This is a genomic window from Streptomyces sp. NRRL F-2664 (genome assembly GCF_000719345.1).
In the GTDB taxonomy this organism is placed as follows: domain Bacteria; phylum Actinomycetota; class Actinomycetes; order Streptomycetales; family Streptomycetaceae; genus Streptomyces.
Genome location: NZ_JOFX01000078.1, coordinates 1 through 9,907, shown reverse-complemented (window position 1 = coordinate 9,907; position 9,907 = coordinate 1). Strand labels below are relative to the sequence as shown.

The window sequence follows — 9,907 nt, the reverse complement described above, 5'->3', positions numbered from 1 at the left end:
CCCGGCATCGGCGCCGTGCTCGGAGCAGAATTCCTCGCCGCCGTCGGCGGCGATCTGGGCGAGTTCAGCACCCCGGATGCCCTGGCGGCACTTGCCGGCGTCGCCCCCGCACCACGAGATTCGGGCAAGGGGCCGTGCTCGCCCTCGCACGCCGCCGCGTCAACGTTCTGCGGGCCCTGATCCGTGACCGACGATGCTACGAAGTGACACCGCCAGTCACCACGGCCGCTTGACAACAACATTAGGAAGCAGACTCACCCCCACGGCCTTCGTCTTGGTCAGCGCACCTTGGCCGGAGCACATGATCAGACGAAGGCCGCCCCCACATCCGGCGAATCCCCAGGTGAGCGACACCGTTCGAGACACCGTTCGAGGCCGGAAGAAAGGGAACAAGCTGAGTGCCTGTCTGAGATCCCGCTGGCGTCTGGCAAGTCGCGTTATCGACGTACTCCCTGGAGCGGGAGCAGACCCCTAGAGGAATGCTACGTAGAGTGACGGAGAGCCCTCCGGCGGTCACAGCTGGGGCTCTCTCGGGGAGTCGCTTTTATTGAATTTGGTTGTGATTAGTCCGCAGCGGTGTGTACCGTCGGAGGCGTATCTGTTGTCGCCGTTGGGAGAGGCGAATGCTCCTCTGAGGTCTGAGACACCGTGCGCCCGAGACGTGGCGTGTACGAGTGTGACCTCGGAAGTGAGTTGCCCGTTGGCCCGGCATTTTTGCCTGGCTCGACGCTCCGGCGCTTGTCTTCACGAAATCCGCGGCTCTCTGCGGGTGCGGTGTCTCCACATGCTGGCCCCTTTTACCAGTACGTACGTGGGAGAGACCCCCTGATGAGCATCCGCACCACCGCACCCGTCCTATGCACCGGCGTGTCGTTCGCCTGGCCGGACGGCACGCGCGTCCTGGACGATCTTTCCTGGGCAGCCGGCGAGGGCAGCACCGGCCTGATCGGGCGCAACGGCAGCGGGAAGTCCACCCTCCTGCAGTTGATCGCCGGTCGACTCCTGCCTTCCTCGGGGACACTCCACATCGCCGGGGATCCCGGCTACCTGCCGCAAGATCTCACCCTTGATCCCGCTCTGCGGGTCGACGAGGTCCTCGGGGTAGCCTCCGCCCGGGCCGCCCTGCACGCGATCGAAGCCGGCGATGCCGCCGAGGAACACTTCACCACGCTGGGCGACCAATGGGACGTAGAGGAACGCACCCACGCTGCCCTGGCCCGCCTGGGCCTGGGCCACATAGGGCTGGACCGCACCGTCAGAGAGATTTCCGGCGGCGAGGCCGTCCTGCTGCGCCTGGCAGCTCTACTGCTGGCCCGACCCGGCGTCCTGCTGCTGGACGAGCCGACCAACAACCTCGACCGGCATGCCCGCCACCGCCTCTACGACGCGGTCACCGAGTACAGGGGCGCCGTGATCGTCGTGACCCACGACCGCGAGCTGCTGGAACGTGTCGACCAGATCGCCGAGCTGCGCACCGGCGCCATACGCACCTTCGGCGGCAACCTGACCGCATACGAGAACACCATCGCCACCGAGCAGGAAGCAGCCGAGCGGGCTCACGCCACCGCCCGCGCCGACCTCGCCCGCCAGCGCCGTGACCTGGCCGCCGCCCAGACACGGCAAGCCCGCAGCGCCCGCTACGGCAAGCAGATGTACGCCGACAACCGCCTGGACAAAGCCTCCGCCCAAACCATGAAGCGCGCAGCCCAGGTCTCCCGAGGCAAGCAGCAGGCCGTCCACGACCAACGCCTTACCGACGCCAAAGAGCACCTGGACGCGGCCGAGGACCGGCTCCGCGACGACGACACCATCCGCATCGACCTGCCCGACACCGCCGTCCCACCCCACCGCACGGTCCTCACCCTCCACCGCACCCGCCTGCGCACCGGCCGCACCATCGACGACCTCAACATCCACGGGCCCGAACGCATCGCGCTCACCGGCCGCAACGGCACCGGGAAAACCACCCTCCTGCGCACCATCGCCGGACAACTCCCACCCTCGGAGGGCGAGGTCTGTGTCCATGTCCCGCTGCGCTACCTGCCACAGCGCCTGGACCTGCTTGACGGCCAGCGGACGATCTTCGACAACGTCGCCCGTCTCAACCCGCACGCCACCGGAAACCAGATCCGCGCCCAGCTGGCCCGGTTCCTGTTCAAAGGCCACCGCGCCGATCAGCTCGTGGACACACTCTCAGGGGGAGAACGCTTCCGCGCCACGCTGGCCGCACTCCTGCTGGCCGACCCGGCCCCCCAGCTCCTGCTGCTGGACGAGCCCACCAACAACCTCGACATGGACAGCGTCACCCAGCTCGCCCAGGCCCTGGCCGGCTACCAGGGTGCGCTGGTCGTAGTCAGCCACGACTTCCCGTTCCTTCAGCAGATCGGCATCACGTCCTGGCTGGACCTCGACACCGAGACCGTCCCGGAGGTTTCGGCGAAGGGCTCCTCCGGCTCCCCGCGCTGACCACGGCGTGCGATGGGTTGGCAGGCCCGGCGACCACGGCGACGAGGCGGAGGCCGACGAGGCCGAGGAGGCAGACGCCGCCCGCTGACCCAACCGACCCGCCTGGGCGGCCCTTCGGGCGCCCACCCCCGTGTCCGGCACCACCGATGCAGTCCGGCCCCCGCGCGGCGGGGGCCGGGCCGTGTCGCGACTGCCGGAAGCAAACACGCAGTCGAAGTGTGCAGACCTGGTGAGCCACCCGGCGAGCAACTGTCGTTAGCAGTCGCAGACCCGCAGCGCAGCCCCGGAGATGACTCTGCTGGCGAATTTGACTATGTGGTCGCGGCCTGGGGTGCCAGTGCGGCGATGTGTGAGACGCGGGTCAGGCCGAGTGGGGTGCCGCTGGTCCAGGCGTCGAGCCGGGTGAGGTTGATCGCGGTTGCGGTCAGGATGTGCTGGACTGCAGTCTTCGCCTGGCCGCGGTAGCGGCTGCGACGAAGGCCGAAGGCACGGATGCCCTGGGAGATGGTGCCTTCGACGCCGGCACGGTGGCCACAGTGGCGGTGCCACTGCTCGGTCGCCTGCTCGGCGTAAAGCCGTTGGAGGAGTTCGTGCTGGTCACAGGGTCTTAGAGTGACGGTGCGGGCAGCGGTCTTGGCGTGGGTGCAGCGGGACCGCACCGGACAGGGTGTGCAGTTGGTCAGGCTGAAGGTGAACTGCACTCGGGGGCTGCCGTGCCGGTCCAGCCGGTTCCGGACCAGGTGCTGGGATGGCCCTGCGGGCAGGTGGCGGACAGCGTGTCCCAGTCGATCGTGAAGGCGTCGGTGTCGAAAGCATCCTCGGTGCGGCTCTGCCACTGATTGCCCCGGTTGACCGGGCCGATTCAGCTCCACTCCCGGGGCATGGGCCTTGATGACCTTCTCGGCGGTGATGTAGGCGCTGTCGGCGTAGTGCTCGCCGGGCAGCAGGCCGCGCTCGTCGAGTACGTCGTGGACCCGGTCGGTGGTGTCGACGTCGGCCTCGGCGGCCGGCCTGGTGGCCACGCAGTCCTGTCACCTGGGCCGGGTCGGGTCGAGCTGGGCCGCGAGAAAAGCCGATGCCGTCCGCAGGACTTCGTTCGCCCACTTGAGCTGGACATTCTCCTTGCGCAGAGCGGTCAGTTCCTCGCGCTCGGCGGTGGTGAGGAGGTCACCTCGTTCGCCGGCGTCGGCCTCGGCCTGACGGATCCAGTTGCGCAGGGCCTCGTGGTGCACGCCAAGTTCCTCGGCCATCCGGCGGATCACCGGCCTCGGCTCGGTGGTGCGGTACATCCGGACCGCACGTTCACGCAACTCCAGCGGGTATTTCCTCGGTGCAGGAATCGTCTGGGTTCCTCTCATGAGACCCATACGACCTTCTGTCACCACTCCCCGCATCTCGGGGGAACCTCAGTGACGCGTTGGCCTGTTCCTGGGTCAGGGAGCTTTTTCAGCTTCGGCTCCGGCTGAACATCCCGAACGCCTCTGACCTGCACACATCGAGGAAGCCTGTCACCCGATCGGTGGGCCAGTTAAAAAGCTCAGGGCTAAACCATAGTCGTGTTGATCAGGTTACGTCGCAGGTCAGACATCAGGGCTGAAGAACAAACCTCTGTTGCTGCAAAACGACTCGTCCGCTTCACCACATAGGACACGGTCCTAGGCGGCCGACAGGTACGACTTCCAGCCGCCGACCGGCGCCTGGCCGGGGGCCAGGGAGCGCAGCTTGGCCAGTACGGCGGGGTCCTGGGTGTCGAGCCAGTCGGTGAACTGCCGGAAGGACACCAGGCGTACGTCCTTGTGGCCCGCCATGCCCTTTAGGGCTTCCTCAACGGCGTCCATGTAGATGCCACCGTTCCACTCCTCGAAATGGTTGCCGATGAAGAGGGGCGCGCGGTTGGTCTCGTAGGCCCGCTTGAAGCCGCCCAGGTAGGCGCCGGTGGCCTGGCGGCGCCAGGCCGCATAGTTAGAGGGGACGCCGCGGGTGGTGTTCTTCGACTGGTTGGCCAGCATGTTGTAGTCCATGGACAGCACTTCGAAGGAGTGGCCGGGGAATGGCACGGCCTGGAGCGGCAGGTCCCAGACGACGCCCTTCTTGCGGGGCCACACCTGGATGCCGCCCGGGGAGCTGGCGTCGTAGCGCCAGCCGAGCTTCTGCGCGGTCGGCAGCAGGTTCTCCTGGCCCAGCAGGCACGGGGTGCGGCCGCCGACCAGTTCCTTCCCGTAGTCGAAGGGCAGCGGTTCCAGGTCGGTGAAGCCGGTGTTCGTGCGCCACTGGGTCACGAACGACACGGCCTGGCCGATCTCGTCCTGCCAGTTGGCCGGGGTCCACTTGCCGACCGAACCGGAGCCGCCGCAGAAGTGACCGTTGAAGTGGGTGCCTATCTCGTGGCCGTCCAGCCATGCCTGCCGCACGTACTTCAGGGTGTTGCGGATGTTCTCGTCCTTGAGGTACCCGATGTCGGAGGCGCCGACCGGGTTGTTCGGCGGCTTGTACAGGCCCTTCTTCGACTCGGGCAGCAGGTAGAGGCCGGAGAGGAAGAACGTCATGGCCGCGCCGTGGTCCTTCGCGACCTTCAGGAACCGCGGGAAGAGACCGTTGCCCACCTCCCCGGCGCCGTCCCAGCTGAAGACCACGAACTGAGGCGGCGTCTCACCGGGCTGCAACGGAACCGGCTTGGCTGGCTGGTGCGGCTGTGGGCCGGTGTCGGCGGTCGAGCCGTCGCCGATCGAGACGACCACGGGGGATGGGGGGATGGACCCGTGCCTCGTCGGTGTCCCTGCACCGCCGGGGCGCGCGCCGGGGTCCCCGTCGGCGGCACAGCCCGCCACACCAGCGACCGTCACTGCGCCCAGGCCGAGGCCCATCGCCTTCCTGCGGGAGATCTCACCCATGCCCTGCCCTGACTCCACTTCGCGCGGCACCTCGGATTTACATATAAGCAGACTGCCAAGGCCGGTGAAGGGCGTGCGAAGCAGCAGAGTCAGAGATGCCGACAAAACCCAGGTATCGAAAACAAGTTCGAGCTAGGATCTTGATCTCACAAAGAGGGGGGAATGTGGGCAAAGGGGGAGAAAGCGGCAGCCGAGAGCTTGACGGCCGCTACGCACACTCCGCAGGCGCCATCGGCGTTCTCGTCATGATCTTTGCGGGGCTCACCGCGATCAAGGTCAAAGTAGGCCTGCCCTGGCCGGCGGCTGTCGCCCTCACCGCGGGCGCGCTCATCGCCCACGGGTACGCGGCGTGGTGGGTCAAGACCCGCGTGGATGTCCGGCACGGTGCAGTCGGCAAGGGAGGTCGTCAGGGTGCCGGCTGGCAGCTCGGCCGCCCGGCCGAAAGCCCGACAATCTCCTTTCGGCCGGGGCAGAGGAAACTCGTCCAGGACAGACCCGGCCTCAATGCTCGCAAGGCGCGCTGTGGGATTTAGGTGGAGCCATTGATGCGGGTGTGGTGGGTGATGCCGTGGGCGGCGAGGGTGTTCCAGACGGTGGTGGTGCTCTGGCTGGTGCGTTCGGCGATCCGGCCGACCGGCTCACCGTTTGCATAGGCGTCCAGCACGGCCTCGGCCAGTTTTCGCCGGGCGGCGTGCAGCGCTTCCTGCGCCGCCTGGTAGGCCTGGTGTGCTGCTTCCAACGCGTCCTCGCTCATACGCCCCATCTTGCCTGCCCAGACCCCCCGGGACAGCGCTCTGCAGCGCAGGGCGGTCCGGTTCGGTGAGCTGGGGATCGTTCGCGGGGGGCAGGAGGTGGCTGCCTGGCATTCGAGGCAGGTGACCGTGCGGGGCTGGCGGAGGATGTCGAGGGCCGATCGAGGGTGATGGGGGTGGCGTGGGGCTGGCAGCCGATGACGTGAATCAGGCGCGCTCCGGGATGACCTGGACGGTGGGGGAGATCCTGCACCGTCCATGCCTGTCGGCCGCCGGCCGGAGTGGTATGGGTGGGGACCTGGCTGTAGTCGCCGCTGGCAAGAGGCTGGACAAGACGCGCATCCAGCCAGACAACTTGCTCAACGGGCTCCGCACGGCCACTGCTGCCAGGTGCCCGGCCCGTGCCCACCCACGGTACTGCCAGCCCCCAGCAGCGCGCGGCCGCTCATACAGACAAGCCCGCACCTCCTGCCCATCAGGCAGGACAACGATCACTCGAGCCGCGCTCCCCGACACCTGTCGCCCTCAACCGGCCAGCATCCTAACCAGACGCAGGACTACCGCCGCGCGCGGTGGCGGGTGCGCCGCCGTCGGCCCCCTGCCTGTGTTCCATGCGGGAAGGCGGTGGAACTGCTCGGGTGAGCATCAGTGGTCTCGATCAGCACGTCGTCCGGTGAGGAGGCCTGTGGCCGGTGCAGGGTGTGACAGAGCCCGGCCGGGGACGACGGACTCGGCCGGGCTCTGCGTGTGCGGGGTGGTGCTGTGGTTCAGAAGGTTTCGTCGTGTTGATCCCAGTCGCGGAGGTCTTCCTCGCGGCGGCGTTCGCGTTCCGGGTCGGTGCCGTGGGGGGCCGGTTCGGGATGGACCGGATCCTGGCCGGGGTGGAACGTGCGCTTCTGCTCGCCGTTGTCGTGGCCGGGGTGCTGTCTGTAGTCCTGGATGCCGTCCATGGCTGGTGACTCCTCGGGTGCGGGACTCCTGAAGTCACGCTCGCATGCGCCGTCACATATCGCATTCTTTCGGTAGCGGAATGTAGCGGGTGGGTGAAGCGGGTAGATATGGCCCGCGTCAACAGGCGTGCCCTCACTATGACGCCGGAGGATGGTCGGCAGATACTTCCTCTCTTGTCGTCAGGAGCTTTCCATGCTGGAGCGTGCTTCGCTTAAGAACCGCACCGAGGTCACGTTCGTCCTGCCCGCCGACATCCCGCCCGGTCCGGTCAGTGTGGTCGGCGACTTCAACGACTGGACGCCCGGCACTCACACTTTGACGCCCCGGCGTGACGGTACTCGCGCGGTGACCGTTGCTCTGCCCGCGGGCGGCAAGCATTCCTTCCGCTACCTGGCTGCCGGCGACTACTGGTTCAACGACGAGAGCGCTGACAGCCACGACGGCGTCAACAGCCGCCTGCACACCTGACTGGCCCAACACACGTAACCCGCAGAACGGGGGACGCGTTGGGAGTACGGACACGTGCCCCTGGCCCCTGCCCATCTCGGGGGCCAGATCCGTGTGGGCGGCCCTGCTACCGCGCCCGGCGGCAGGGCCGTTGTCCGCTTCCAAGACAGATGCCGCGGCCGGGCGGCGGGTTTCGGGGGACACCCCCCGAGAGGATGAACGTGAACCGGCCGAGCGGGTGCCGGGCCGCCGTTGGACGGTGCGGCTGGACGCCGCCGGCCGGGGCGGTACGGCGGTGCGCATCTCGCGCAGCCGTCCCGCCTTCGCCGAGCAGCGCCTTCCTTCCGCAGCCGTCGGCCGGGCCGCAGCCATCGCGCACCTCAAGGCCCACTTGCGCGCTGCTCCGGCCCCGAGGCCGGAGGCGTACTGCGCATGCAGGGCTGAAGGTTGTCACGCGCATCTCCCCGACACCGGCCCTGTGCGTGGTGAGCCCTGGCGGTGCGGCGGCCCGGTCGTCCTGGCCGTGACCACCGACCGAGAAGGACGCTGGTGGCAAGCGATGGAGTCCTGCTCCCGATGCACGGCCGCCACCCCCGGGGCAAAGGCCACCGCCCCCACCCCGACCCCACAGGCCCCGGACCGCCCAGCTCCCGCTTTTGCCACGGGCGCTGGTATCCCGCAGTTCTCCGACCACCAGGCCGCCACCGACCCGGTCCCGGTCCCGGTGCCGCCCCCGGGACCGGCGCACCGCCGCCCCATGCAGGCGAAGATCGCCCAGCGGGTCATCCCCCACGGCCTGCGGCCTGTCGCTTTGCGGCTCGAGCTCGTCGAACTCGGCGACCTCTTCCGCGCCTACCAGCAGCGCAACCAGCCCGACCTGCCGCTGCTCGCCGACCTCCAGGAACGCAAGGCCCGCGCCTTCACCACCTGGGCCGACATCACCTCCGACGCGGGCTTGCGCTGGGAGGCCCGCCGCGCCGAACAGGCTGCTGTGGCCACTCGCTTCCAGCACCAGCAGCGGCCACATCACTGGTGACGGCGGCCCGGCCGTCGCTCGGCTGCTGACCGCCCCCACACAGTGGGAACACGCACGCACGGTCCTTGCCCATGTCACCGACCACGCCCCGCTGCCAGGACCGCAAGCATCATTTGCGGCCTGTGGCGGCAGCGCATCTGGGTGCCGGGCACGTGCTGGCGTATCAAGGGTTCGCGCTCTCAAGCGGGGCCCCCGGCCGCGGCCGTGGGTGACGCGAACGGTCCAGACGGTGTTGAACCCAGCATGACCAGGACGATGCGACGTACGCCCGTCGTCGTCGTACAGGGGGACGGCGGCGAAACGGTTCCTCGGCCCGATCTTCACCGCGCTCGCCGCACGGTGGGCCGGTGACGGGCGGACCGTGCTCGTCTGGTGCTATCCCCGGCCCAGGCGCTGACCACGCGGTGCTGGCACGAACGTCGAGGCTGAGGATCTGACAGCTTTCATCTCAAGGGTGGTGGAGAACCTCAACCGGTGCGCGCTCCGCAGGCTCTTAGCTGTCCTGCCCGGCTACGAAGGCCCCGGGGGTCACGACGTCCCGGGGCATCCACTTCGCTGACCTTCCGGATCAACGACGGGCGAGATGGCATGTCACACCCAGGCTCATGGGCGGACGGCACGTCGGGTGTACAGAGTCAGTGCCTGGTCGATGAGGTGGATGCCGGCCTGGGTGGTGTAGCGCAGCATGCTGCAGTTGCCTGTGATCCGGGCCAGGGCGGTCTGGTCGTCCTGGGAGACGATTTCGTGCCCCAGTAGGCCGAAGGTGCCGTTGATGTCGCCGTGGGCGAGCGAGCTGCATGCGCTCCAGAGGGTCAGGATCAGCTGACCGCTCAGCTCGCTGTGCGCACCGCCCTCCTCGACGATTCTGGTGTACCGGGGGGCTGTGAGGAACGTCTTGAGGGTGTCGGCCGGGGCGCCTGCGGCGAGCGCCAGCCGCCGGACCTCGGCCAGTCGGGTCTGCTCGTCGCGGGCGGGCTGGGAATCAAACCGGCTGTGGAGCTTAGTGGAGTCCTTCACTTCCTTGACCGATAGTGCCAGGCGCCGCTGAACGCGGATCAGACGTTCGTCAGGGCCCAGGAGCCACACCGCCCGGGCCGCGTTCTCGATTACGCCGCGCACGAGTGATGCTTGGGCGTGGGTGTAAAAGATCGCGGAGGCATGTTCGGTGCTCTCTTCACGTACCAGGGTGGCAAGCAGGGCCATCAGGTGATCCACCGCCACAGTCACTGCAGTCCATGCGGCATGAGATACGCGGTATGGATGTGTCTGAGAGGGCGTTTCATCCCGTTGTTTCATCCCAGATTGCCGTGTTGAGGGTGGTTCACGCACCGCGCCAGGTCGGGGTGGATTCCGTTGTCAGGCGG

10 protein-coding genes and 1 pseudogene are annotated in these 9,907 nt (G+C 68.0%); 5 read left to right on the top strand and 6 right to left on the bottom strand.

Annotated elements, in window-relative coordinates:
• A pseudogene (locus IF89_RS43030) lies at positions 1-233 on the top strand (transposase); the annotation flags it as partial.
• 595 nt (positions 234-828) lie between these two features.
• Complete coding sequence (locus IF89_RS0133165; RefSeq protein WP_030776052.1) at positions 829-2,466, top strand: ABC-F family ATP-binding cassette domain-containing protein; 1,638 nt, start codon at positions 829-831, stop codon at positions 2,464-2,466.
• Positions 2,467-2,777: 311 nt separating this feature from the next.
• On the opposite strand, the gene IF89_RS38740 is transcribed toward IF89_RS0133165, so the two are convergent.
• From IF89_RS38740 to IF89_RS0133150, 3 genes are all read right to left on the bottom strand, one after another.
• Positions 2,778-3,488: a transposase gene (locus tag IF89_RS38740; RefSeq protein WP_051808022.1), complete on the bottom strand. Its 711-nt coding sequence runs from the start codon at positions 3,486-3,488 to the stop codon at positions 2,778-2,780.
• Between the two features lie 9 nt (positions 3,489-3,497).
• On the bottom strand, positions 3,498-3,824 hold the full coding sequence (locus IF89_RS0133155; RefSeq protein WP_420706997.1) for a transposase: 327 nt from the start codon (positions 3,822-3,824) through the stop codon (positions 3,498-3,500).
• A gap of 297 nt (positions 3,825-4,121) precedes the next feature.
• Positions 4,122-5,357 (bottom strand): hypothetical protein, encoded by a 1,236-nt coding sequence (locus IF89_RS0133150; protein WP_030776044.1) that lies wholly within the window; start codon positions 5,355-5,357, stop codon positions 4,122-4,124.
• A 164-nt stretch (positions 5,358-5,521) separates the two neighbouring features.
• Here IF89_RS0133150 and IF89_RS46400 point away from each other — a divergent pair, with 164 nt between their 5' ends.
• A complete protein-coding gene (locus IF89_RS46400) occupies positions 5,522-5,890 on the top strand; it encodes a hypothetical protein (protein WP_158718024.1) in 369 nt (122 codons plus the stop codon).
• On the opposite strand, the gene IF89_RS0133145 is transcribed toward IF89_RS46400, so the two are convergent.
• Together IF89_RS0133145 and IF89_RS0133140 are read right to left on the bottom strand one after the other, a co-directional pair.
• Complete coding sequence (locus IF89_RS0133145) at positions 5,887-6,111, bottom strand: hypothetical protein (protein ID WP_030776039.1); 225 nt, start codon at positions 6,109-6,111, stop codon at positions 5,887-5,889. The genes IF89_RS46400 and IF89_RS0133145 overlap by 4 nt on opposite strands.
• 765 nt (positions 6,112-6,876) lie before the next feature.
• On the bottom strand, positions 6,877-7,059 hold the full coding sequence (locus IF89_RS0133140) for a hypothetical protein (RefSeq protein WP_051808020.1): 183 nt from the start codon (positions 7,057-7,059) through the stop codon (positions 6,877-6,879).
• 193 nt (positions 7,060-7,252) lie between these two features.
• Here IF89_RS0133140 and IF89_RS0133135 point away from each other — a divergent pair, with 193 nt between their 5' ends.
• Together IF89_RS0133135 and IF89_RS49440 are read left to right on the top strand one after the other, a co-directional pair.
• Complete coding sequence (locus IF89_RS0133135; RefSeq protein ID WP_030776031.1) at positions 7,253-7,528, top strand: isoamylase early set domain-containing protein; 276 nt, start codon at positions 7,253-7,255, stop codon at positions 7,526-7,528.
• Between the two features lie 736 nt (positions 7,529-8,264).
• Entirely contained in the window at positions 8,265-8,543 is a 279-nt protein-coding gene (locus IF89_RS49440) for a hypothetical protein (RefSeq protein WP_051808018.1), read from the top strand.
• 603 nt (positions 8,544-9,146) lie between these two features.
• Here IF89_RS49440 and IF89_RS0133125 read toward each other — a convergent pair.
• Positions 9,147-9,746, bottom strand: a complete 600-nt coding sequence (locus IF89_RS0133125; protein WP_158718023.1) for a hypothetical protein — start codon at positions 9,744-9,746, stop codon at positions 9,147-9,149.
• Positions 9,747-9,907 lie beyond the last annotated feature (161 nt).

Excerpts from the sequence above, each read along its gene's own strand:
- IF89_RS0133165 (WP_030776052.1), top strand. The coding sequence starts at position 829 with ATGAGCATCCGCACCACCGCACCCGTCCTATGCACCGGCGTGTCGTTC.
- IF89_RS0133155 (WP_420706997.1), bottom strand. The coding sequence starts at position 3,824 with ATGAGAGGAACCCAGACGATTCCTGCACCGAGGAAATACCCGCTGGAG.
- IF89_RS0133150 (WP_030776044.1), bottom strand. The coding sequence starts at position 5,357 with ATGGGTGAGATCTCCCGCAGGAAGGCGATGGGCCTCGGCCTGGGCGCA.
- IF89_RS0133145 (WP_030776039.1), bottom strand. The coding sequence starts at position 6,111 with ATGAGCGAGGACGCGTTGGAAGCAGCACACCAGGCCTACCAGGCGGCG.
- IF89_RS0133140 (WP_051808020.1), bottom strand. The coding sequence starts at position 7,059 with ATGGACGGCATCCAGGACTACAGACAGCACCCCGGCCACGACAACGGC.
- IF89_RS0133135 (WP_030776031.1), top strand. The coding sequence starts at position 7,253 with ATGCTGGAGCGTGCTTCGCTTAAGAACCGCACCGAGGTCACGTTCGTC.
- IF89_RS49440 (WP_051808018.1), top strand. The coding sequence starts at position 8,265 with ATGCAGGCGAAGATCGCCCAGCGGGTCATCCCCCACGGCCTGCGGCCT.
- IF89_RS0133125 (WP_158718023.1), bottom strand. The coding sequence starts at position 9,746 with ATGGCCCTGCTTGCCACCCTGGTACGTGAAGAGAGCACCGAACATGCC.